This window comes from Pseudidiomarina mangrovi (genome assembly GCF_003999375.1).
GTDB classification, from domain to species: domain Bacteria; phylum Pseudomonadota; class Gammaproteobacteria; order Enterobacterales; family Alteromonadaceae; genus Pseudidiomarina; species Pseudidiomarina mangrovi.
The window spans coordinates 122,630-146,156 of record NZ_RJLC01000010.1; the positions used below are offsets into that span (position 1 = coordinate 122,630).

Below are 23,527 nucleotides of genomic sequence, written 5' to 3' on the forward strand. Positions count from 1 at the left end.
AACAAAGAGTTGCTTACTTTACAAGCAAAACCCAACAGTTTGTTTTTTATACGATAAGGATCGTGACTATGAACGCAAATCAATTAGTGAAAGGTTTGTTTATTGCAGTGCCAATGATGACTTTAGCAGCTTGTTCAACCACCAAAGATGTTGAAGATGCTGATACGACCAATGGCATGGGCGGCGCAGGTCAGGTCGAGCAAGGCGGTACTAATGGTGTAGAAATTGATGCCATTGAACGCACCAAAACCCCTGAAGAAATTCGTCAAGAGCAAGTCGCCGCATTAGCGCAAGTCAATATGGTATTTTTTGAGTTTGACGATTCACGTATCAGCGCAACTGCTGGCGCAGTGTTGCAGCAACACGCTGACTTTCTGGTGAAAAACCCGAACATCCGCGTGACTATCGAAGGTCACTGTGATGAGCGTGGTACCCCAGAGTACAACATTGCCTTAGGTGAGCGTCGTGCTAAAGCTGTGGTGCAATACCTGCAAAACTTAGGTGTGAGCAGTTCACAGTTAACGACTGTATCGTATGGCGAAGAAAAGCCATTAGTACGCTCATCAACTAATGAAGCATACGCCCAGAACCGTCGTGGTGTGATCGTTTACTAATAGTCGGTAGCAGCCAATGCAAAAACTGAGTATTGTTTTGGCCCTGTTGATTCCCGGTGTCGTGTTTGCTCAGGCACCGGTATCAAAATTGGGTAGTGGCTCAATTGAAGAGCGCCTTAATCAACTTGAGCGGGTCATGGACGCGCGCAATGCGGCACAAATGGCGCTGCTTGATCAAATGAACACGCTCCAAAATGAAGTGGCTGAATTACGTGGTCGCACCGAAGAGCACGCCTATCAACTGGAACAGATTTTACAGCGTCAGCGGGAAATCTACCAAGAGCTTGATCGGCGCTTAGCGGTGACCCCACCCGTTACGCCTACTCAGCAAAGCGAAGGCCAAGTTCAAGGTAATGCCGGTGGCGTTGCGATGTCGAGCAACTTGAATGAGAACGATGCCTATGATCGGGCGATCAAGTTGGTGTTAGAGCAAAAACGCTACGACGACGCCATTCCGGCATTTCGTGAATTCCTCGAGCGCTTTCCAGAATCTACCTATGCTGCCAACGCGCATTATTGGTTAGGGCAGTTGTTGTTTGCCGATGGTAAGTTAGATGATGCCAAGAAAGAATTCAGCATCGTGGTGGATAATTTTCCAGACAGCAACAAGCGTGGTGATTGCTTATTGAAATTGGGTCGTATTGCCCAACAACAACAGCAACCACAAGCTGCACGTAGCTACTTTCAGCGCGTCATCGACAGTTACCCGAGCTCGACAGAAGCCGACTTAGCACGCAAGCAGTTGGCTGAAATGTAGAATCGGTGTAAGCAAGAAGCGGGTTATGTGCGCATTTTGAGCAAACGCACCCGATTATGACAATTTGCTGTTGCAACCAGCGGCTTTTTCAGTAAAATGTGCCGCCGTTGCCCCTGATAAGGGCAGCAGATAGAATGGGTCGTTAGCTCAGTTGGTAGAGCAGTTGACTTTTAATCAATTGGTCGCAGGTTCGAATCCTGCACGACCCACCAATTCTATCCATCGTTACCTTTCAATCGTGGGTCGTTAGCTCAGTTGGTAGAGCAGTTGACTTTTAATCAATTGGTCGCAGGTTCGAATCCTGCACGACCCACCACGATTTCCAGTTTTGCCGCAGACGTTTCGTTCGCCCCCCAATATGCACTATAATAGCCGCACTCATTCCCTGACGTGACCTGATATCATGAGCCTTACCGCAGACATTCAAGCCCGTGTGATCGCCAACTTGGATTATCCATTTCCGGCTAAACCGAAACCGCTTAGCGACGCTGACAAGCAACATTACCGTGCGCGCATTAAACAGTTGTTAAAAGACAAGAATGCGGTATTGGTAGCGCACTATTATACCGATCCAGAAATTCAAGCGCTGGCTGAAGAAACCGGTGGCTGTGTGTCCGATTCGTTAGAGATGGCGCGTTTTGGTGCCAATCATCCGGCTGATACCTTGATCATCGCCGGGGTCAAGTTTATGGGCGAAACCGCTAAAATTATCACCCCGCATAAACGCGTGTTGATGCCAACCTTAGAAGCCACCTGTTCGCTCGATTTAGGTTGCCCGATTGAGGAGTTCTCAGCGTTTTGTGACGCCCATCCGGACCGCACCGTGGTGGTTTATGCCAATACCTCAGCAGCGGTGAAAGCACGTGCTGATTGGGTGGTGACCTCAAGTATTGCATTGCAAATTGTTGATCACCTCGATGCCCAAGGCGAGAAGATTTTGTGGGGCCCCGATAAGCATTTGGGCAACTACATTGCTAAGCAAACCGGTGCCGACATGATCATGTGGAACGGTGCTTGTATTGTGCATGATGAGTTTAAGACTAAAGCCCTGGAAGATCTCAAAGCCGTTTACCCAGAAGCTGCGGTATTGGTGCACCCCGAGTCACCAGCGGCGATTGTTGACTTGGCGGATGCGGTAGGTTCGACCTCACAGTTGCTGAAAGCCAGCCAAACGCTGCCGCATAGTACCTTTATTGTCGCTACCGATCGCGGCATTTTCTACAAAATGCAGCAGTTATCGCCGCACAAGCACTTTATTGAGGCGCCTACCGCCGGTAATGGTGCAACCTGTCGTAGCTGTGCACATTGCCCGTGGATGGCCATGAATGGCTTAGTCGCCATTGCTGAAGCGCTCGAGCATGGTGGTGATAAGCACGAAATTCATGTTGATCCAGCGCTCGGCAAGCGTGCGCTGATGCCACTTGAGCGAATGCTAAACTTTAAGCCGTAATGCTCGGTAGGCTAGCCGTTAAGCGGCTAGCCACACATCCAAGAACATCATCGTCACTAAACCCACCATAAAACCGCTGGTGGCGCGGCGATGATGGCCATGACGATGGGTTTCAGGGATCAGCTCATGGCTGATGACAAACAACATGGCGCCGGCTGAGAATACTAAGCCCCATGGCAGTAAGGTACCCGATAGCTGGACGAATAAGCCACCGACTAAACCACCTAATGGCTCCAATAAGCCGGTTGCTGCCGCTACCCAGAACGCCTTGCTGCGGCTATAACCCACGGCTAACAAGCCAATAGCCACCGCTAAACCTTCCGGCACGTTTTGTAAGCCAATGCCTATAGCTAACGGATAGCCAGTGGCAGGATCAGGGCCACCAAAGCCCACCCCAACGGCTAAGCCTTCAGGAAAATTGTGAATTGCCATGGCGAACACAAACAGCCAAATGGCGCGAATGCGCTCGGGCTTGACGCCCTCCATACCGGTATTGAAGTGACGGTGCGGTACTACGCGCTCAATCACGGCCATTGCCAGTGCGCCGAGCAATACCCCAACCACGGCAATCAGCCCTGGAACCATACCTTCGCCATGTTGCTGTTCGCTGATTTCTAACGCCGGAATAATTAATGAGAAGAATGCCGCTGCTAACATGACGCCGGCTGAAAAACCCAGCAATGTGTCATTGAGTGCTTCGCTCGGGCGCCGTTTGAGCAGAATAGGCAGGGCGCCAACCGCAGTCATAAAGCCAGTGGCGCTACTGGCCAGCAAAGCAAGCACAAGGATGTCCATATTACCCCTCGATAGTGGTTACAGCATGGTGACGATAATCGGGATAGTGTAATACATAGCCGCTTGCGCGCAAGAGGCTGTTGTCACAGCGTTTACTGCCGCGTGAACCAATCTGATCGCTTCGCTTCAGAGTACTCGGGTTAACGCCAAGTTGTTGCGCGTAGTAGTGGATAATGTCGGCTTGCAGCGTCGGTTGGTTATCAGACACTAGGTAAATTGGTTGCTGTTGCTCAGGGTGTTGCAGCAGATAGGCAATAAAGCCCGCCACATCGTCGCTATGGATGCGATTACTCCAACCCGGTGTGATGGTGGCGGTACCGGCGGCAATGCCGCGCAGCAGCATACTGCGGCCTGGCCCATAAATACCGGAACAGCGCAAAATACTCACGTTAGCGTTACAACTGGCGATGGTTTGTTCCGCCTGTAACAGCATCTGCCCGCCGTGGTCGCCAGGTTCAGTGGGGCTGTGTTCGTTAATCCACTCCCCATCGCGTTGACCATACACGCCGGTACTGGATACATAAAGTAATCGTGGCGCTGGCTGCTCGCGCAGCAGGTGCTGCAACAAACGACAGGGCAACACATAGCCTTGATGATACGGGTCGCTGCTGCCGCGTGCTGGGGTTAAGGTCATCACAATGGCATCGAATTGGCGCTGCAGCAGCTGTTGTAAATCGTGCTGATTGCCGTTATCTGCGGCCACTAACTCTACCCCAGCAATGCTCGATTTATTGGCGGGTGTGCGGCAGGCTCCAACCACCTGCCAACCAGCGGCTACCAGCTGCGGCGCGCTACGTTGGGCGATATCGCCATAGCCGAGAAATAACACCGATGGCTGCATGTGCTAGCTCCTTCGCGTAGATACAAAAAAGCCGGCTCTTTGAACCGGCTGTGGGCAGACTGTACGGATTATTTAATGGCTAAGATCCACTCGGCCAGTAAGGTCAACTGCTCATCTGTCAGCTGTGGCTGTGGTGGCATAGGAATTTGCCCCCATTTACCCGCACCACCGGCTTTGATGCTGGCTTTCAGCTCAGCTAAAGCATTCGGATTATCGGCATATTTCTTGGCAACATCGCTATAGGCAGGGCCAACTAACTTGGTATTAAGACCGTGACAAGCGGTGCAGACGTTCTTCTGCGCTAAGGCCAAGGCTTCTTCATTGGCTTGGGCTGGATTTGCTGCCAGAACACCAGCAACAACAAACAATGCAGCAACAACTTTATTCAACATCGGGTAAACCTCGCTATACGGGCAAGACGGAAGACAGAGCACCATCACTATAGTTGAGTTTGCGATGTTACTCAATCAACACTACGTGTCATCAGCTGTTCTTGATCAATAAATCAGCGAGCGAGTTAATGACTCAGAGCCTGCTTTAGGGCTGTAAGCGTTCAATGACGAATTTCTCAAGCGAGTTAACGGCTAAATTTTGATGATGATGTTTGAGCAGCGAAATATGGGTATTGTCGAGCTTCGGTAAGCGTCGGTTAGGGCGAATGATTTCGAGCTCTTCTGGCACCATATTGCGTGGCAAAACGGTGACGCCCATACCGGCTTTGACCGCAGCAATTGTTCCTGCATAACTATGACTGGAAAATACAATACGCCAGGTTTGCTCGATGCTATCTAAGGCCGTTATGGCGCGGGCGCGATAGACACAAGGCTGTGGTGATAATACTAAGGGGATGGTTTGTTGAGCGGATTCAACTAAATCAGGGTCTCCTACCCATTCGAGAGTTTCTGACCAAACATCCATACCATTGGGAAAATCTTCAGGACGATTCATTTTTACCAAGACCAAATCGAATTGCTGCCTCTTGAACCGATCTAACAAGTTGAGCGTCAGGTCACATTCCACATTTAATAAAATTCGCGGGTGCAGCAAGGCATACTCAGTCAATACCTCGGACAAGAACACACTGGCGAAGTCTTCCGGTAAACCAAAGCGAACTTCACCTTGCAGCTCCGGTTGCTTAAAGCGATCCATGGCATCACGATTGAGCTGGATGATTTTACGCGCATAGGTCAGCAAAATTTCACCATCTGCGGTGAGCGTTAAATGCTTGCCGCGAATGAATAGCGGTTTGCCGACCTGGCGCTCTAACTTGTTGATTTGTTGGCTCACCGCCGATTGTGTGCGCGCAACTTTTTCGGCGGCACGGGTAAAGCTATGGGTTGCAGCTACGGCTAAAAAGCATTCAAGAGTAAGCGCATCAAACGCCATGATTAGAATTCCTTATAAGAAATATAAGAATTATCAGTTTTACTTATTTTAAGTGCTCTTATATCGTGCGTCAACGTTGTCAGTGGTTGACCAAAAGGTGTTCTATGATGGGTATTGAACAACTATTTCATCACGATGTTTTAAGTTCGGTGATGATGGTATTGATTGGCTTTGTGGCGCTATGTATCGCCGTGTTTGCGTGGCGATATCTTGCCGGTGATCGCGGTAAAGGCGCCTTCTACGGCTACTTGCTGATAGTCGTGGTGTGTTTATTTGTGCTGGTAATGGCCGACCACATGGCAGTACTGCTCGGTGCTATAGCTGGGGCAAACTTTGGTTTAGTGCGGTTGCTGGGCCATAATCGTCAATGGCCAGCGGCACAGCAATCAGCGCGTCTGGCATGGCGCAACTTTACGCTCGGGTGGTTATTACTATGCGCTGCGTTGTTGATTCTCTATGGAGCCAGCGGCGAAAGCTCGATACAAGCAATGCTTGACAGCGATATTGCCAGCGGTTCTCTGTGGCTCAGTAGTTCGCTGATTGTGCTCGCGGCTATGACCCAGTCGGCACTGTGGCCATTCCATAAGTGGCTGAGCAATTCACTTAATGCACCGACCCCAGTGTCGGCCATTATGCACGCTGGTCTCGTCAATGGTGGAGGTTTTCTCTTAGCGCGCTTTGCTCCGTTACTGAGTGAACAGCCATTACTGCTGACGGCGATATTTGTCATCGGTATTGTATCTGCCATTCTAGCCACACTGTGGAAGCTCATACAAAGCAACATTAAGCAGATGCTTGCGTACTCAACCATGGGGCAGATGGGCTTTATGATCGCGCAATGCGGATTAGGACTGTTGCCGGCGGCAATTGCGCATATTTTCTGGCATGGTTTGTTTAAGGCTTATCTATTCCTTTCCTCTGGCTCAGCAGCAAAGGAGCCAAGGCTTAGTTTGCATTACCCACCCTCAGCCCTACAGTTTTTACTGGCGCTTACTGCTGGAGTGAGCGCTGCCGTTATTTTTGCCGCCACCACCCACAAATCAGTTTTTGCTGGTGACACAACATTATTTTTGCTGGTGATTACGGTGATTGCCGGAACCCAAGTTGCACTGCCGTTGATGCAGGCTAACAAGCGCTTGACGAAGCCGTTAGCCTTTACCCTCACAGCGAGTTTGGCGTTTGTTTATGGCCTTAGCGTGAGCTTTATTGAACACACGCTAGCGCCGCTAGCGATGTCGCACCCACAGCCGCTCAATATTATTCACATCAGTGCTTTGGTGGTTATGACCACAACGTGGATGTGGATTATTTTTGCCCACAAGTCGGCGCCGGAGCAGGTGCCGAAGTGGCAGCTGAAAGCCTATGTCGCATTGCTCAATAGCAGTCAGCCGCAGGCTTCAACGATGACGGCTCACCGTAATCACTATCAGGTCTAATGAGGAGCGTTATGACTACTATCGCAATGCGTGATCAGCAATTACTTGATACAGCGATTGTCAGCAGTTGGTCGAAAATTGCACCATACTGGCCACTGCAAAATTTAATTGCGGTGAATCCGCTGGCTGGCTTCGAGCACCTGCCTTTTGAGCAAGCGCTCCAGCAGGCACACGGATATTTTCAACAGCGCGACCTTGCTGCGGAAATGCAAACTGTTAATCGGCATAGTATCAAATGGTTGCAAGCCTTTTTTGACCAGGGCCAAGCAGCTATTTCTATGCCGTACCGTGAGCGCGGCTTGCTTGCCAGTCTGCGCCTGATGATCACGCTGGATGCGAGCTTGCATCGGCATGACGCGGAAAAACTGCAGTGGCTCGGAGCGCTGTCCGAACACGCTGATGAGGTGATTGCTGAGGCCTTAGAGTTTTTGGCTATACCGGTTACCGAACACGGCCAATTTTTAACCTTGATGCTGACCACCTTACCGGGTTGGGCGAGCTACGTTCGCTATCGAACTCACTGGGCTGATAGCCACGACAGTGGGCATCCTCATCAAGTTAACGCGGCCGAATACCTGGCTTTTCGCTTGATACTCACTTGCTTAGTATGGCCGCAAGCCAAACAGCTTTTGGCCACCCATGAGCAGGCTGTAAGCAGCGCTGAATTACCCTCCGCTTACACCACCATGCTGGCGCGCGAACAAGCTTATCGAGTAGCCTTATTAACACAGCTTAAGGGTGCCGGTAGTGCTCATCAACACGCCCCACAGCACTCCCGTTATGCTGCTCAGTTAGTGTTTTGTATCGATGTCCGTTCAGAGCCTTTGCGACGAGCTATAGAGCAACAAGGAAATTATCAAACCTTCGGTTTTGCTGGTTTTTTTGGCTTGCCGGTGGCGATTGAGAATGCCGTAACAGGTGCTAGCCATGCGTCCTGTCCGGTGTTACTCAAGCCTAATCATAAGGTGGTCGAGTCTCCCGTCGGTTCGCTGCAGAACTGTCGTAAGGCCCACCAACGCGGACAGACACTGAAAAAGCTTTATCAGTCGCTGAAATATAACTTCACCACCCCGTTTGTATTGGCAGACGCGATGGGGGTGGGACATGGCGTATGGATGGGACTTCGCAGTTTGGTTCCAGCGACAGCGGGGGCACTGACAACACGGGTACAATCAGCATTGGGACAGCACCAGCAGCTACATCCGAATAGCGCTGTTATCGCGCTGCCGCAGCGTATCAACTATGCTGCCAGTGCGTTGCGTATGATGGGATTAACCGAGCAGTTTGCACCATGGGTGGTGTTGTGTGGTCATGGTAGTACCACCACCAATAACATTCATGCCACGGCACTCGATTGCGGCGCTTGTGGTGGTCGCCACGGTGCGCCAAATGCACGCATTCTAGCGGCAATATTGAATGATGGTGAAGTCCGTGCTGGGTTAGCCGCAGAAGGTATTGAAATACCCTCAGATACCACCTTTGTTGCTGCTGAGCATAATACCACTACCGATCAGGTTGAACTGTTTAGCAGCCCAGCAAATTCGCAACAACAAGCACAGTTAGCTGTTATCAAACGGGACTTGCGCAAGGCGAGTGAGCAAAATAGTGACTGGCGAGCAGCGCAACTGGGTTTAACCGCTCGCGGCGCTGAGGCGCATAGAGCTACTGCGCTGCGTGCACAGCATTGGGCCGAGGTTCGACCGGAATGGGGATTGGCACGAAATGCGGCATTTATTGTTGGCCCGCGAGCATGGACCCAGGATATTGACCTTGATGGTCGCGCCTTCTTGCATTCGTATGAGTGGCAAAGCGATGGCGATGGTAGTGCGTTGACCACCATATTGACGGCGCCCATGGTGGTTGGGCAATGGATTAACGCGCATTACTTATTCGCTACTTTGGACAATGTGGCCTTTGGTGGCGGTAGCAAAGTGACTGCAAATATTACCGGCAAGATAGGGGTGATGCAGGGCAATGGCAGCGACTTGATGCACGGTTTGCCATTGCAATCAGTGTATGCCAGTGACCAGCAAAGCTACCATGAGCCAATGCGCTTGTTGGTGGTTGTGCGCGCGCCACAGGCCCGCTTAAACGCCATCATTGCGCAGCAGCCAATCCTACAAAAATTATTCGGCAATGGCTGGATCACCATGGTCTGCTGTGACCCGCAGCTGCAGCAGTATTTTACCCTACAGCGCGATTTGACATGGTGTGCAACGGACTGATGCGGGTTACTCGGGCGGGATGTACTCGGGCCATCCATGGCCCTCGCCCTGCGGGCAGCCGGCGGCTGTGCCAAACGGCTATCCTGCCGTTTGGTCGAACCGAAGGGTTCTCATCAAAGCCTCTCTCTCCGCCAGATACAGAAAAGCCGCCTTGCGGCGGCCCTTCTGTATCTGGCGGAGAGAGAGGGATTCGAACCCTCGATACGGGGTTACCGTATACACACTTTCCAGGCGTGCTCCTTCAACCACTCGGACACCTCTCCATAAAGTGCCGCGTATGTTAGGTTTTCAGCCGCGGCAAGTCAAGGTGATTGATGGTTTATAACTGTGCCTGGAGGTAATTTGGTAAGCCCAAGCGCTCGATCAGTTCGAGTTGTTGACGCAGCCAGTAAGCGTGGTCTTGCTCAGTATCACGCAAAATGCCAATGAGCATGTCACGGCTGACGAAATCACCGACTTTTTCGCAAAACTGAATGACTTCGCGCAGGGTCGCTGCGTTGTTGTATTCGAGCTGCAAGTCGTTGGCTAACATGGTCGGCACATCGGTGGCAATGCTGTGTGCTTCGCGCTGGTTCATAGCCGGTTGACCACCGAGGAACAAGATGCGGCGAATCAGCAGATCGGCATGACCACGTTCATCATCAACCTCGTGGTTGATACGTTCATACAGTTTGTTCAGGCCCATGTCTTCGTAAGTGCGTGAATGCGCGGTGTACTGGTCAATAGAGGTTAATTCAAAGGCCAGTAGGCGGTTCAGTTGCTTGACGATATCGGCGTTGTCACGATCTAACATGGTTATTACTCCTGATGAATTTTGCTTTGCAGATAGTTGGACTGGCCCAGTTGCTTGAGTAAGTCGAGCTGGGTCTGCAACCAATCAAGGTAGTCTTCTTGCTGCTCTAAAATTTCGCTGAGAAGTTCGCGACTGACATAATCTTGCGCTTGCTCGCAGACTCCGATGGCGCTACGGATGACTTGGATATCAGCGAGCTGAACCTTGGCATCGAGCTGAAGCATCTCTTCGGGCTCTTCACCAATAAATAACTTACCGAGTTCCTGTAGGTTCGGTAGGCCTTTAAGCAACAAAATGCGTTCAATCAGTGCATCGGCATGCTTCATCTCATAAATGGAGGCTTTATAGGCATGTTTGTTGAGCGCTTCAAAGCCAAAATTACGATACATGCGGGCGTGTAAGAAATACTGATTGATGGCTGTGAGCTTGCGCGTGAGCACACGATTTAGCTCGGCTAATACCGGCGCACTGCCGGTGAGTAAAGCAGACATAGATGAAACTCCTACAGCAGACTAACAGCGATAAAAATAGTCTGTTAAGCGTAGCACACTGCGATAGGAAGGGTAGGTAATTGTTGGAATTTTTGCTGGCGTGTAGCTAAGTGCTCGCTGAGCACCTCGCGGGCACAACTGGTACAGCTTCCGCACTGGCTGCCGACACCATACAGGGCGCGTAATTCACGCATACTGGTGACACCATCATCAGCCGCTTGGCGGATAGTCTTATCGGTGACCCCTTTGCATAAACACACGTACATGGTTTGCTCCTCAGTAACTGCAATTATCTTAAACTAAATAAGAATGATTCGCAATACACTTATTAGTAATTTATCAGTCACGGTTGCGCAGCAGGCTTCCGACCTAAGTCGCATTGTCGCGGCAGGCAATTGTCGTCTACATTAAAGCGGGACAAATGGATGCAGTCGGTTGAGGTGGATTATGAGTTATGTACGTGATTACAGCGCATCATTGCAGCGGCGCGATAGCTTTTGGTTGAAACAAGCGCAGCAGCTGCATTGGTTTAAAGAGCCAGCTACTGGTGCTAGTTTGCAAGCGGATGGCTGTGCGCACTGGTTTGCCGACGGCGAGCTCAATGTGGCGTTTATGGCGTTGGACTATCATGTCGATAATGGTCGCGGCGAACAGACTGCGCTGATCTATGACTCCCCGGTGACTGCCACCAAACAGCAATTTAGTTACCGTCAACTCCGTGATGAAGTAGCGCTATTTGCTGGGCTACTGCAACAGCAGGGCGTAAAGCCTGGCGACCGGGTGGTGATTTATATGCCGATGATCCCACAAGCAGCCATTGCTATGTTAGCTTGTGCCCGCCTCGGGGCGATTCATTCGGTGGTATTTGGCGGTTTTGCTGCCCACGAGTTGGCACTGCGTATTGATGATGCGCAGCCGAAAGTGGTCATCAGCGCCTCATGCGGCATTGAGGTTCATCGTGTGATTGCCTATAAACCGTTGCTCGACAAGGCGCTAGAACTCAGTCACTACCAACCACAACGCGTTATTGTGTGGCAACGCCCGCAAGCACCAGCGCAGTTAAGCGCGGGGCGTGATATCGACTGGCAGCAAGCCCTGCGGGGAGTCACTCCCGCCAAGTGTGCGGTGATGCCTGCCACTGCACCGCTGTATATCTTGTACACCTCCGGCACCACCGGCAAGCCCAAGGGTGTGGTGCGCGATAGCGGCGGTTATGCCGTGGCACTGCATTATTCGATGCAGATGGTCTATGGGCTGAAGCCCGGTGAAGTGATGTTTACTGCCTCTGATGTTGGCTGGGTCGTTGGCCATTCTTATATTGTTTATGGGCCATTATTGGCCGGCGCCACCACCATTATGTATGAAGGTAAGCCGGTAAAAACTCCCGATGCGGCAGCCTTCTGGCGTATCTGTGCTGAGTATCGGGTACAGGTATTATTCGCGGCGCCCACCGCCTTTCGGGCCATTAAAAAGGAAGACCCCAGTGGCGCATTAATGGTCGGTCATGATTTGTCAGCCTTGCAGCGTATTTACATGGCCGGCGAGCGGCTTGATCCGCCAACCTACGAGTGGACTCGCGAGCTGACCGGTAAGCCGGTGTACGATCACTGGTGGCAAACTGAGTCGGGCTGGGCGATTTGTGCCAACCCGGTGGGTGCTGGTGAATACCCCGTGAAGCCTGGTTCAGCGACTTTACCGATGCCCGGCTATGATGTGCAAATTTTGGCCGCTGATGGCAGCCCCGTTGCTGACAACGAGCAAGGTGCCGTGGCGATTAAATTACCGCTGCCACCCGGCTGCTTAACCAGTATTTGGGGCAGTCACGAGCGCTTTGTGCAAAGCTACCTAAGCGAGTTCCCAGGCTATTACAGCAGTGGCGATGGTGGCTACAAAGATGACGATGGTTATGTATTTATCATGGGCCGCACCGATGATGTGATTAATGTGGCCGGCCATCGGTTATCGACCGGTGAAATGGAGCAGGTGTTGGCGCTCGACCCAGCGGTGGCTGAATGCGCGGTCATTGGCGTTCATGATGAACTGAAAGGGCAGATTCCAATCGGCTTAGTGATTACCAAAGACGGTGTGGAGCTATCGCCGCAGCAATTGAGTGAGCGGTTGGTGCAATTGGTGCGCAATGAGATTGGCGCTTTAGCGTGCTTACGCACCGTGGTGGTGGTACCGCGCTTGCCAAAAACCCGTTCGGGTAAGATTTTACGCCGGCTGCTGCGGGAATTGGCCGAGGGTAAACCGGTCAACGTCCCCTCAACCATTGATGATCCGGCCTGTGTAGACGAGCTTAAGAGTCTGCTGAATCCGCCTGCTTAGGCTTGCCAGCTGCGCTGCTGGGTGGCACTGCCTCAGCACTCCAGCTGCGCACATGCAGATCGCGCTGGGGAAAGGGTATTTCAATACCATACTCGAGGAGTGAGGTATGAATTTCCCACATGTAGGCGGCTTGCACGGCACTGGGGCGATTAATGGCATCGGCAGTGAGCCACACCACTAGGTCAAATTCTAAGGCGTTGTCACCAAAGTTACGCAACCACACCTGTGGGCTTTTGTGATAGCTATCTTTGAGGGTGTACTTGACGCGGTCTGCGGCTTCTAGCACTGCTTTGCGAACTAGCTCTTTGTCACTATGGTAGGCCACCCCAAAGCGCACTTTTAGACGCCGAAAGGTGTCGGTCATGGTCCAGTTGGTGACACGAAAATTAATAAATTCTGAGTTCGGTACAATGATATCGATGTTGTCATTGGTGGTCACTATGGTGCTACGAATAGCGATTTCTTTCACTTCACCGGTAACACCCGACTCAAGTTCAACAAAGTCGCCGACCTTTAAGGTTTTGTCGAACAACAAAATCAATCCAGCGCTGAAGTTACTAATCAAGTTTTGTAAGCCAAAACCGATACCAACACCGAGAGCACTGGCAAAGATGGCGAACTTGGTCAGGTCGATACCCAGTGCCGCAATGGCGATGATAAAACCAATCACCATAATGGTGTAATGACTTAAGCGTTTGATGGTGTAGAGCGATGAGGCGCTGACGGTGTTCTGGCGATAGCGGCTGAAGCGGGTTAGCGCTTGTTGCACAATGCGTGACACCACATAGGCGGCCAACAGTAACAGCAGTGAACGAAAGATAACGCCATAGGTAATACTGGCTTCGCCGATTTTAAATACTTCGGTACCAAGCCCAGCAAAGGCTTCGTTCAGTGTGGTGGTAAGACGATTCCACATGCGCTCTGCTCCGTTCGCCTGAGGCGGTTATGACCATGAAATTATGATTAAAATAACGTGTAATGCCACTACGGTAAAGGTCAGTTGGCGGCGCAGCTGGATATACCAATCATGGTTCTGCTGCCCGTCAAAGCGGCGTCGCTCGTAATTGAGCCAAAATAAATGGGTCAGCGCTAACAGGGCTAACAGCCAGGTTACACTGGTAAACCAACTCAGTAGTAAGGCGCTCATACCAATTACCGAGGGCACCATGCTCCAGCCCAGTTGAGCGTTGCTAGCGCTGCTATCGCGCATGGCAATGCCCCAATGAACACCGCCTAAAAAGCTAAGAATAATGGCGCTGTACTGGGCAAATGCCAGGGTGGCCGCAGCGCTGTGGAGACCCAATAAAGCCGCCACAGCAAAGCCTAAAAACGGCAGTAGCCCAGCAAAACCTAAGCGCTCAGCGAATGCTTGTTGCTCGGGCTTCATGCGCTAAACCCAGTACTTAACAAATAACCGGTATAGCCGATGAAACAGCACAACAGAATGGCGCCATGAACGCGGTTAATACGGTTAGGGCGATTATTCGGGCGGAAGCCGAACGCCATCAGCAGTAACGTCAGCCCCAGCATCGTTACCCAATCACGCTGCAGTACCAATGGCTCTAGTGGGATAGGGTGGATAGCTCCGGCTAAACCGACTACCGCGAGGGTATTAAACATATTCGAGCCAATCACGTTACCAATAGCCAGGTCATGCTCGTTTTTACGAATGGCAGCAATGGCTGAGGCCAGTTCTGGCAGCGAGGTACCAATAGCGACCACGGTGAGACCGATGACGAGGTCACTGACACCCAATGCGGTCGCAATATCCACTGCACCCCAGACCAACAGGCGCGAGCTGATAATCAACAAAATCAAACCAATCACTAGCCAAATGATGGCTTGCTTCATCGGCATCAACTTGGCCTTGAGTTCTTGCTCAAACTCGCCGCTCAGTTGATCGCTCGGTTGGTTCATGCCCTCGACAATGCTCCAACCAATATAGATGGCGAATACGCCTAATAAGAACCACGCTTCAAAGGTGGTGATGATGCCGTCCCACAGCGGGTAAGCGGCGATCAAAGTCACCATGATCAACAACGGCATTTCACGCTTTAATACTTGGCTATTCAGTGTAATGGGTGCCAGAAGGGCAGTTAGACCGATAATCAGCGCAATGTTGGTGATGTTGGAACCATAGGCGTTACCCAGTGCCAGCGCCGGATTCCCCTGCATAGAGGCAATCGCAGAGACCACCAGCTCGGGCGCTGAGGTACCAAAACCAATCACCACCATACCGATCAGCAGCGCTGGCATACCCAAATGACCAGCGGTTGCGGCGGCACCATCAACAAATTTGTCGGCGCTCCAAACGAGTAGGGCGAGACCACCAATTACGGCTGCAATGGCAAGTAACATAGCTATCCTGATTATCGAGTTGATGAAAGAGTGTGGGGGTTATTCTAGCGTCATTTGGCGCTGCTTGTGAATGTTTCTATTTGCATGCTGGTTATTCAGGTCTACACTGACTCATTAACGAGGCAACAAAAATATCAATACCTTATGACCCAACCATCGCCACCATCTGCTACTCAGCTAAAGCAACAGCGCCCCGAGTTTATGCTCGATGCGTGGGACTTTGCCACCCATCCAGCGCAGCCATTAACAGCTGATTTTCATCAAGCGCAACAACGTTGGTTTCATTTGCAGCGCGATGTCCCAGGGCTAGCCGCCTGGCTGGCTCAGGCGAACATTCCAGAACCACTGATTGATGCAGTACTGATGGAGGATACTCGGCCGCGTTTTGAGCGCCTCAATGATGGCTTCTTGTTGATATTACGCAGTGTCAACTTGGGCGAGGGTGAGCAGCCTGAAGATATGCTGAGCATCCGTATTCTGTATTACAACGGCAACTTGTACAGTTTCCGCCGGCGCAAAATTAAAGCCGTACATATTATTCAAGAGCGTTTAGCGCAGCAGTTAGGGCCCGAGTCGCTGCATGATTTTCTGGTGATGTTGATTGAAGAAATGAACAACCGCGTGGAAGAGCTCATCGATACCATTGAAGAGCAGCTGGAAGCCATCGAAACCAATGATCAAGCTGCTACGGCGCAACGTCAGCAACAGTTAACTGCGCTGCATCGCCGCATGCTGCGCTTGTTGCGTTTCATTCGGCCGCAATTAGCGGCGCTAGAGCGTTTGAGTGCCGATGGTCAGAAATGGATGGAAGCCGAGCTACTCCAGTGGCTCGGTAACGAGCGCGATAGCTGTCATCGCGTGCTTGAAGATCTCGAAATGCTACTTGAGCAAGTGTGGATGTTACGCGAACACTTGCAGCAAGAGGTGGCGGAGAAAATGAATCGTAACACCTATTGGCTCTCTATGGTGGCTGGGGTGTTCTTGCCGATCAGTTTTCTCACCGGCTTATTCGGTATCAATATTGGCGGTATGCCGGGGGTAGACGATGAGCGTGCGTTCTGGATTTTCTGCGCTGCGCTGAGCGTGATTGCAGTAGTGGAGTACTTGCTCCTACGGCGTTTGCGCTTCTGGTAACTGCCAACTACCGGGTAGCTCACAGTAATCGGCGGCAAATACCACCAAGTGATCAAATTCTGGGCGCAGGCCAATTTTGCTGCCCACCTCAAGCTGCTCATGCGATGGGCTGAGGGTCAGTATTTCAATACCACTGGGCAGTGCCACGGTATATAAATTATGGGCGCCGCGAAAACCGCGTGACTTAATGGTGCCGCGTAATCGGCTGCGGGGATCCATAACGATGTCGTCGGGGCGCACCAAAAAGCTCACCGGCGTACCAGCCGCAACCTGCAATAACGCTGAATTTTCAATCATGCCCAGCGGTGAGGCCAAAGAACCACTGGCATTGACGGTGCCCTGCATCAGCACCCCATGCCCAATAAAATCGGCCACTAATTGGTGGCGCGGGGTATGGTACAGCTGATAGGGCGTTTCCCACTGCAATAATTCACCTTGATACATCATGCCGGCCTTATCGGCCATGGCGAAGGCTTCTTGCTGATCGTGGGTGACCAACAACGCGGTAATACCTTCTTGCTTCAATAACTGCCGTACCTCGAGCGCTAGCTTTTCGCGTAGTTCCGCGTCAAGGCTAGAAAACGGCTCATCGAGTAACAGAATACGTGGCCGTGGTGCCAGAGCTCGTGCCAGCGCGATACGTTGCTGTTGACCACCCGATAACTCATGCGGGTAACGGCCTTGATAACCGGGTAAACCGATACGTGTGAGTAGTTCGTCAACGCGCAAACGGCGCTCGGTTGAGCTGGCTTTACGCATTCCAAAAGCAATGTTTTCAGCCACGGTGAGATGCGGAAATAAGGCGAAGTCTTGGAACACCATGCCAATACCGCGTTGCTCGGGCGGTTGCGTGGTGGTGCTGCTTGAAACGACCTGATCATCGAGTAAAATTTGCCCTTCGTGCAGCGCCTGAAAACCGGCAATACCACGCAATAATGTGGTTTTGCCACAGCCACTGGGGCCCAGCAGACAGCCGATTTCGCCACTGGCCAAGGTTAAACTGACGTGGCGTACAATGGGGTTTTGCGCAATCATAATGCCAATGTGCTGCAGCGTTAGGCTAGACAAATTCAGGCTCCTTCAAAGCTTTACGCGATGATTTTAGCATAGCGCGCGACAACAAAATAACTGGAATTAAGCCGACCAACACCATCATTAAGGCGGGTGGCCCGGCATCGGCTAAGCGCTCATCACCGGCCATTTCATAAGCCCGTACCGCCAAGGTGTTGAAATCAAAGGGGCGCAGTACCAGCGTTGCTGGGAGTTCTTTTAGTACGTCTACGCCAACCAGCAATAGTGCCGTTAAAATACTCGGGCGCAGCAGTGGCGCGTGAATACGGCGCAGTACTTGCAGCGGGCTGTAGCCTTGAATGCGTGCGGCTTCATCCATGCTCGGCCGAATCTCCGCTAAGCCAGCACTAATGGTTTGCAGGGCGACACTGAGAAAGCGCACGCTGTAGGCGAAGAGCAAGGCAAATAACGTACCCGACAGCAGCAACCCGGGATTATAGTCAAACCAGTCTTGACTGAGCGCTATCAGCCACTGATCAACACGCCCCAGCATCAGTAACAGGCCCACCGCGATCACTAGCCCTGGCATGGCATAACCAAGCCCGGCAAGGGTAACGCTGGTGCGCACCACTGGGTTGTTGACTTGGCGACGGCCATAGGCCAGCCATAGAGCAATGAGCATGACCAACAGGGCGGCGCTGCTGGCCAATAGAAAGCTATTACCAGCCAGTTGCCAGAACTCAGCGCTTTGCCAAATTTGCCAGCGTTGCACGGACCAGCTGAGCAGTTGACTGGCGGGCAACAAAAATCCGAATAGCAGTGGCAGCCAGCACACTGAAGCAGCAGCTAGCGCGCGCCAACCACGCAAGCGAAAAGGTTCGGCGCTGCGTTGCTGGCGCTGGTCATAGCGCGCGGCACGGCGCGACCACTGCTCAATCAGCATCAGCATCACCACCGCGATCAGTAAGATGCCCGCCAGTTGCAGGGCGCCATTGAGATCACCCAAGCCATACCAAGTGCGGAAGATACCGGTGGTGAAGGTGGTCACGCCAAAATATTGCACGGTGCCATAGTCGGCTAAGGTTTCCATCAGCGCCAAGGTGGTTCCGGTAACAATAGCTGGGCGCGCTAATGGCATGGCCAGACGCCAAAAGCACTGCCAGGGGTTCAGGCCAAGGCTGCGACCCGCTTCAATAGTGGTTGCCGATTGCTGTAAAAAGGTGGCGCGGGTAATCAGATAAACATAGGGGAACAGCACCAAACTGAGCACGGCAATGGCGCCACCTAGGCTGCGTATTTCTGGAAACCAGTAATCACCGAAGCCCCAGCCGGTGAGGCTGCGTAAGGTGCTTTGCACTGGCCCGCTAAAGTCCAATAGACCGGTGTAGGTATAGGCCGTGATGTAGGCGGGCATGGCGAGCGGTAATAATAACGCCCAACTGAGAAATTTTTGCCCAGGAAAACGACAGGCGGTGGTCAGCCAAGCAGTACTCACCCCAAGTAATATGACGCCTATTGCGACACCAAGCAGCAAGGCCAGTGAATTGCGGATGTATTCGGGAACAACAGTTTGCCACAAATGGCTGAGTGTCTCGCTACCGCTCACTAATAAATCGAGCAGACTCCAGCAAATCACCAGCAGTGGTATACCTAATACCACTGCGGTAAGGACTAATGACGTTTGTCGCCAGAACTGCTGTGGCACTGGGTTTAACGCCAGCCGGCACGATTCATTAAGCGTACAGCGGCAGGGTTATTTTCACCTAACACCGCCATGGGTAGGGTGTCCTGCTTAAAGGTGCCCCAACTCTGCAGACGTTCGCTCCAGTTGACACCCTCGACCGCCGGGTATTCATTATTGGTAGTGGCATACCAAGCTTGTGCTTCGGCGGACAATAAGAACTCAATCAGTTGGCGGGCTGCGTCGACGTTCTTAGCATGCCGGGTTAGACCAATCCCTGATACGTTGATGTGGGTACCGTGACTGGCTTGGTCGGGCCAAAAAATGGCGACTTTGCTAGCGGCTTCGCGCTCTTTAGCATCATCGCTGCCCTGCATGATGCCGTAATAGTAGGTGTTGGCTACAGCGATGTCACACATGCCGGCGGCTACGGCAGAAATTTGGTCGCGGTCGCCGCCCACTGGCGGGCGAGCAAAATTACTGACCAAGCCACGCGCCCAGCTTTCAGTTGCGGCTTCACCCCAATGCTCCAACAATGCCCCGGTCAACGATTGATTGTAGATGTTGTCTGATGAACGAATACATACTTTACCTTTCCATTCGGCAGCGGCGAGGTCGGCATAGCCGCTTAATTGACTTGGGTCAACGCGGTCAATGGCGTAAAAAATTGGCCGTGCTCGTACACTCAAGCCTACCCATAAATTGTCATCGCCGAGCAAGTACTCAGGCACTGCATTGATGGCAGTGGGGGAGCCTAATGGTTGAAATACATCGGCTTGTGCGGCGCGATGTAAGTTGCCAGCATCTACGGTTAAGAATAAATCGGCCGGGCTATTAGCTCCTTCGTTTTGTAGGCGGGCCAGCAGTGCATCACCTGAGCCGGTCAGTAAGCGCACCTCAATGCCAGTTTGGGCGGTGAATTGCTCTAACATGGGCTTGATCAGCGCTTCTTTGCGCGCTGAATACAGATTAACCGTAGCCGCTTGCGCCAAACTACTGAGTAAGGTAGATGTCACCACCGCAGTGATCGTGGCCGCAGATAATAAACGCATAGGGATGCTCCTGTAGTATTCGAGATAGCCGTTATTCTTACTCAAATGCGAATAATTATCAATAAGATTTTACTACACCAAAAGGGATATTTCTTGCGGGGTAGAAACCGATCAGCTACGGTGAATGACAGTTAGATTCCCGCATATTAAGGATGGAATATGAGTGACTTGTCGGCGTTGGCATTCATTGGTGTGTTGTCTATTGTCTGCCAATGGGGTGCTTGGCGGCTCAAAATCCCTGCTATTTTACCGCTATTACTGACCGGTTTGGCACTCGGACCATGGCTTGGTGTGCTGGCGCCTAATGCAGTGTTCGGCGATTTGCTATTCCCAATGGTATCGCTGGCCGTCGCCATTATTCTGTTTGAAGGCAGTTTAACCCTGCGTTTTGATGAAATTCGTGATCACGGTCGTATGGTAACGCATTTGGTCAGTATTGGCATGCTGGTAACTTGGGTGAGCGTGGCGGTAGCGGCGTTCTATTTGACCGATTTAGGCTGGGAATTAGCCGCTCTATTCGGTGCTTTAGTGGTGGTTACTGGCCCCACGGTGATCATGCCGATGCTACGCTCAGTGCGACCGACCAGCAAGATTGCCAATATCCTGCGCTGGGAAGGCATCATCATTGACCCCGTCGGTGCGCTATTAGCGGTATTAGTGTTTGAATTTTTGGTGGCGCAACAAGGGCAGGGTTGGTGGCATGCCTTGCAAGCCTTTGCTATCACCTTACTGGTGGGCTTTGCCATTGGTTATGCCGCGGCGCGGCTGCTGGCGGTCACGCTGATGCGCGGCTGGCTGCCACACTACTTGCAAAATGTTGCCACCTTGGTGGTGGTGCTTGGGGTGTTTGCTATCTCCAATGCCTTACAACACGAGTCAGGTTTGCTGACGGTGACCGTGATGGGTATTACCATGGCCAATATTCGTGGCCTGCAGCTTGACGACATCATTGAGTTTAAAGAGACCTTGAGCGTGCTGCTGATCTCTGGGTTGTTCATCATTTTAGCCGCTCGTCTAGATGCCAATGCGTTTGCCCAGTTAGGCTTTGGCGCCGCCTTGCTGATTGTTTTCATTTTAGTGGTGGCGCGGCCACTGAGCGTCTGGCTGTCGGCACTTGGCACCGATGTCACCTTCAAAGAGAAGCTACTGCTAAGCTGGATAGCACCGCGTGGTATCGTGGCAGCAGCGGTCTCAGCGTTATTCGCCATTAAAATGCAACAAGCCGGCTGGGAATCCGCCAATCTCCTGGTGCCGTTGGTGTTTTTAGTGATTATGGCGACGGTCATTTTGCAGAGCTTGAGTGCCAAGTGGGTGGCGCAGTGGCTTGGCTTGCGCCAGCCGCCAGCCTATGGTTTCCTGATTTTTGGTGCTAATCAACCGGCGCGGCTGATCGCTAAAGCGTTAAAACAGCACGACGTAGCGGTGCTATTAGCCGACACCAACTGGGAACATATTCGCCAAGCCCGCATGGATGGTCTGCCGGTGTATTTTGGTAACCCGACCTCGGAACATGCCGAAAACCATATGGACTTAACCGGCATTGGCCGGGTGTTAGTGATGTCGCCTTATAAGCAGCTGAATCCGGTGGTGGCCATGCACTTTAGTGACTGGTTTGGTGCTGATAAAGTACTGGCACTGCCAAGTAATGAACATGATGCTGCCGCGCGCTATCAATTGTCGCAGCACTATCGCGAGCGCTTGAAGTTGTTTAATAGTCATTGCAGTTTCTCGAAATTATCCAGCTTGGTGTTTCAAGGGGCGCAGGTGAAGACCACTAATTTGACCGAAAGCTTTACCTTCGCCGACTATCAACAACGCTACAAAGACAGTGCAATTCCGCTATTTGCGTTGGATGAACGTGACATTTGCCGGCCTTTTACCAGTGATGATCAACTGCAGCCACAAGCGGGCTGGCAAATCGTTGCATTGGTTAGCAAAACCCCTGAGACGAGCGAGTAAACAACTAAATTTCAACCCAAATCAACCAGTTGAGTGTTTGTTTCAAAATTGTAATAGAAAGTTATCAAAAATTAATATAAAGTGCGTTTTAAGGATTAAGAAGTTAACTCAAGGATTCGAAGTAACTTCGTTGGAACATGGATGTTCGTCTAATTACAACATCTCTCTTTGCCTAAGCTCTCCCCGTTGTGAATGTCCTGTGGTTATCATCTAGCTTATTCACCCAGTGCCGACAAACTGTTATGCTAAGCGCCTCTTTTATGGCGTCAGATGAGCAACTTAATGGCCTCAACAGTTTTTCGTTATCGCTTCAGTTTTTCTCCAGGCAATCGCCTGCGGCTTCTCCTTGTGAGCATTTTTAGCTGCCTTTTATGGGCCTGCGAACCAGTTACCGAAAGCGTTGACAACAATGATATTGCCTTGATTCAGGCGCTCGATTTAAGCCTATTACCCGATCAACAATGGGCCTTCGCTGATGGTGTGTTACAACTGAGTTTTTGCCGTGACCGCATCAACGATGCGCTGATGGCCGAGGCGGATGAATTGCGGCGCTGGCGCGTTATTGGCGAAGTTACTGCATTTCCGGCTCGGCGGCATGAGGGTTTGGCGCTACTGGCTGAGTTTCAGCAGCAATACGACGTTATTTTGTGGCAACAGTCGGGTACCGTCAGTTCACAATTCTATCGCTTGGTGGTGCCACAAGGGCAGCAACGTAACGCCTCTATCTTTAATGCCTTAGCAAGTGTCGGTCGCGATCGACGCATTTGTTTTAGCGCCGTTGATCAAGGGGGGAGTAACTGATGTCGAGTCACACTGTAACGACCGCTGTAGCTCAGCGTATTGAAGCCACGCTGCAGCAGGCTTTGCCTTGCGACTATTTGGAGCTGGTCAATGAGAGTCATCTGCATGGCCGTGGTGAATTAGATTCACATTATAAACTGACGTTGGTGAGTGAGCAGTTTACTGGGCTCAGCCGCATTGCTCGGCATCGCTTGCTTAATCAGTTGCTCGCGGCAGAACTAGCGGGCCCGCTGCATGCACTGGCGCTGCACCTTTACAGCCCAAGCGAATGGCAACAACGGCAGCAATTGGCGCCGGCGTCGCCAGCTTGTCGCGGTGGCAGTAAAGCGCCTTAACGGCAAACAACGGCAAAGCACATCAGATCTGTTAATGGCGCACAGTGGCGTACACTAGCGCCCACTTATAGCTCGACGAT

At 51.7% G+C, this 23,527-nt stretch carries 23 protein-coding genes and 3 tRNA genes; 12 read left to right on the forward strand and 14 right to left on the reverse strand.

Annotated elements, in window-relative coordinates; all coding sequences use genetic code 11:
* The first annotated feature begins 68 nt into the window (after window positions 1–68).
* From pal to nadA, 5 genes are all read left to right on the forward strand, one after another.
* On the forward strand, window positions 69–614 hold the full coding sequence (pal, locus tag EFO84_RS03725; protein WP_127346729.1) for a peptidoglycan-associated lipoprotein Pal: 546 nt from the start codon (window positions 69–71) through the stop codon (window positions 612–614).
* A 16-nt stretch (window positions 615–630) separates the two neighbouring features.
* The gene (ybgF, locus tag EFO84_RS03730) at window positions 631–1,371 is read left to right on the forward strand and encodes a tol-pal system protein YbgF (protein ID WP_127346730.1); all 741 of its coding nucleotides are present in this window, start codon (window positions 631–633) and stop codon (window positions 1,369–1,371) included.
* A gap of 136 nt (window positions 1,372–1,507) precedes the next feature.
* A tRNA-Lys gene (locus tag EFO84_RS03735) sits at window positions 1,508–1,583 on the forward strand.
* Window positions 1,584–1,611: 28 nt separating this feature from the next.
* Window positions 1,612–1,687, forward strand: a tRNA-Lys gene (locus tag EFO84_RS03740).
* An 87-nt stretch (window positions 1,688–1,774) separates the two neighbouring features.
* Complete coding sequence (gene nadA / locus EFO84_RS03745) at window positions 1,775–2,821, forward strand: quinolinate synthase NadA (RefSeq protein WP_127346731.1); 1,047 nt, start codon at window positions 1,775–1,777, stop codon at window positions 2,819–2,821.
* An 18-nt stretch (window positions 2,822–2,839) separates the two neighbouring features.
* Here nadA and EFO84_RS03750 read toward each other — a convergent pair whose 3' ends face one another.
* From EFO84_RS03750 to EFO84_RS03765, 4 genes are all read right to left on the reverse strand, one after another.
* Complete coding sequence (locus EFO84_RS03750) at window positions 2,840–3,616, reverse strand: ZIP family metal transporter (protein ID WP_127346732.1); 777 nt, start codon at window positions 3,614–3,616, stop codon at window positions 2,840–2,842.
* A gap of 1 nt (window position 3,617) precedes the next feature.
* Window positions 3,618–4,457 carry an NAD(P)H-binding protein gene (locus EFO84_RS03755; RefSeq protein ID WP_127346733.1) on the reverse strand — a complete coding sequence of 280 codons (840 nt, stop codon included), beginning with the start codon at window positions 4,455–4,457 and terminating at the stop codon, window positions 3,618–3,620.
* A gap of 68 nt (window positions 4,458–4,525) precedes the next feature.
* Entirely contained in the window at window positions 4,526–4,849 is a 324-nt protein-coding gene (locus EFO84_RS03760; RefSeq protein WP_127346734.1) for a c-type cytochrome, read from the reverse strand.
* Between the two features lie 145 nt (window positions 4,850–4,994).
* Window positions 4,995–5,843: a LysR substrate-binding domain-containing protein gene (locus EFO84_RS03765; protein WP_127346735.1), complete on the reverse strand. Its 849-nt coding sequence runs from the start codon at window positions 5,841–5,843 to the stop codon at window positions 4,995–4,997.
* 104 nt (window positions 5,844–5,947) lie between these two features.
* On the opposite strand from EFO84_RS03765, the gene EFO84_RS03770 reads away from it, so the two are divergent.
* A complete protein-coding gene (locus EFO84_RS03770; RefSeq protein ID WP_127346736.1) occupies window positions 5,948–7,279 on the forward strand; it encodes a proton-conducting transporter transmembrane domain-containing protein in 1,332 nt (443 codons plus the stop codon).
* A gap of 11 nt (window positions 7,280–7,290) precedes the next feature.
* Complete coding sequence (locus tag EFO84_RS03775) at window positions 7,291–9,504, forward strand: DUF2309 domain-containing protein (RefSeq protein ID WP_205701935.1); 2,214 nt, start codon at window positions 7,291–7,293, stop codon at window positions 9,502–9,504.
* A 172-nt stretch (window positions 9,505–9,676) separates the two neighbouring features.
* On the opposite strand, the gene EFO84_RS03780 is transcribed toward EFO84_RS03775, so the two are convergent.
* From EFO84_RS03780 to EFO84_RS03795, 4 genes are all read right to left on the reverse strand, one after another.
* Window positions 9,677–9,767 (reverse strand) — tRNA-Ser (locus EFO84_RS03780).
* Window positions 9,768–9,823: 56 nt separating this feature from the next.
* Window positions 9,824–10,297, reverse strand: coding sequence for a bacterioferritin (gene bfr, locus EFO84_RS03785; protein ID WP_127346737.1), 474 nt, complete (start codon window positions 10,295–10,297; stop codon window positions 9,824–9,826).
* A gap of 5 nt (window positions 10,298–10,302) precedes the next feature.
* The gene (gene bfr / locus EFO84_RS03790) at window positions 10,303–10,788 is read right to left on the reverse strand and encodes a bacterioferritin (RefSeq protein ID WP_127346738.1); all 486 of its coding nucleotides are present in this window, start codon (window positions 10,786–10,788) and stop codon (window positions 10,303–10,305) included.
* A gap of 44 nt (window positions 10,789–10,832) precedes the next feature.
* Window positions 10,833–11,054, reverse strand: a complete 222-nt coding sequence (locus tag EFO84_RS03795) for a bacterioferritin-associated ferredoxin (protein WP_127346739.1) — start codon at window positions 11,052–11,054, stop codon at window positions 10,833–10,835.
* Between the two features lie 181 nt (window positions 11,055–11,235).
* Here EFO84_RS03795 and EFO84_RS03800 point away from each other — a divergent pair, with 181 nt between their 5' ends.
* Window positions 11,236–13,116: an AMP-binding protein gene (locus tag EFO84_RS03800; RefSeq protein WP_127346740.1), complete on the forward strand. Its 1,881-nt coding sequence runs from the start codon at window positions 11,236–11,238 to the stop codon at window positions 13,114–13,116.
* On the opposite strand, the gene EFO84_RS03805 is transcribed toward EFO84_RS03800, so the two are convergent.
* Genes EFO84_RS03805 through EFO84_RS03815 form a run of 3 tightly spaced genes read right to left on the reverse strand, consistent with a single transcriptional unit; the run spans window position 13,088 to window position 15,474 of the window.
* Window positions 13,088–14,032 carry a mechanosensitive ion channel family protein gene (locus tag EFO84_RS03805; RefSeq protein WP_127346741.1) on the reverse strand — a complete coding sequence of 315 codons (945 nt, stop codon included), beginning with the start codon at window positions 14,030–14,032 and terminating at the stop codon, window positions 13,088–13,090. The genes EFO84_RS03800 and EFO84_RS03805 overlap by 29 nt on opposite strands.
* 27 nt (window positions 14,033–14,059) lie before the next feature.
* Entirely contained in the window at window positions 14,060–14,503 is a 444-nt protein-coding gene (locus EFO84_RS03810) for a DUF3429 domain-containing protein (RefSeq protein ID WP_127346742.1), read from the reverse strand.
* Entirely contained in the window at window positions 14,500–15,474 is a 975-nt protein-coding gene (locus EFO84_RS03815) for a calcium/sodium antiporter (protein ID WP_127346743.1), read from the reverse strand. The genes EFO84_RS03810 and EFO84_RS03815 overlap by 4 nt, the downstream gene beginning before the upstream one ends.
* A 144-nt stretch (window positions 15,475–15,618) precedes the next feature.
* Between EFO84_RS03815 and EFO84_RS03820 the strand changes: the two genes are divergently transcribed.
* Window positions 15,619–16,608, forward strand: a complete 990-nt coding sequence (locus EFO84_RS03820; RefSeq protein ID WP_127346744.1) for a CorA family divalent cation transporter — start codon at window positions 15,619–15,621, stop codon at window positions 16,606–16,608.
* Here EFO84_RS03820 and EFO84_RS03825 read toward each other — a convergent pair.
* Genes EFO84_RS03825 through EFO84_RS03835 form a run of 3 tightly spaced genes read right to left on the reverse strand, consistent with a single transcriptional unit; the run spans window position 16,585 to window position 20,352 of the window.
* Window positions 16,585–17,643, reverse strand: a complete 1,059-nt coding sequence (locus EFO84_RS03825) for an ABC transporter ATP-binding protein (protein WP_205701945.1) — start codon at window positions 17,641–17,643, stop codon at window positions 16,585–16,587. The genes EFO84_RS03820 and EFO84_RS03825 overlap by 24 nt on opposite strands.
* A 25-nt stretch (window positions 17,644–17,668) precedes the next feature.
* Complete coding sequence (locus EFO84_RS03830; protein ID WP_127346746.1) at window positions 17,669–19,324, reverse strand: ABC transporter permease; 1,656 nt, start codon at window positions 19,322–19,324, stop codon at window positions 17,669–17,671.
* A gap of 5 nt (window positions 19,325–19,329) precedes the next feature.
* Complete coding sequence (locus EFO84_RS03835) at window positions 19,330–20,352, reverse strand: Fe(3+) ABC transporter substrate-binding protein (protein WP_127346747.1); 1,023 nt, start codon at window positions 20,350–20,352, stop codon at window positions 19,330–19,332.
* A 159-nt stretch (window positions 20,353–20,511) separates the two neighbouring features.
* On the opposite strand from EFO84_RS03835, the gene EFO84_RS03840 reads away from it, so the two are divergent.
* From EFO84_RS03840 to EFO84_RS03850, 3 genes are all read left to right on the forward strand, one after another.
* Window positions 20,512–22,311 (forward strand): cation:proton antiporter, encoded by a 1,800-nt coding sequence (locus tag EFO84_RS03840; protein WP_127346748.1) that lies wholly within the window; start codon window positions 20,512–20,514, stop codon window positions 22,309–22,311.
* 348 nt (window positions 22,312–22,659) lie between these two features.
* Window positions 22,660–23,112 carry a hypothetical protein gene (locus tag EFO84_RS03845; protein WP_127346749.1) on the forward strand — a complete coding sequence of 151 codons (453 nt, stop codon included), beginning with the start codon at window positions 22,660–22,662 and terminating at the stop codon, window positions 23,110–23,112.
* A complete protein-coding gene (locus tag EFO84_RS03850; RefSeq protein WP_127346750.1) occupies window positions 23,112–23,447 on the forward strand; it encodes a BolA family protein in 336 nt (111 codons plus the stop codon). The genes EFO84_RS03845 and EFO84_RS03850 overlap by 1 nt, the downstream gene beginning before the upstream one ends.
* Window positions 23,448–23,527: the final 80 nt, after the last annotated feature.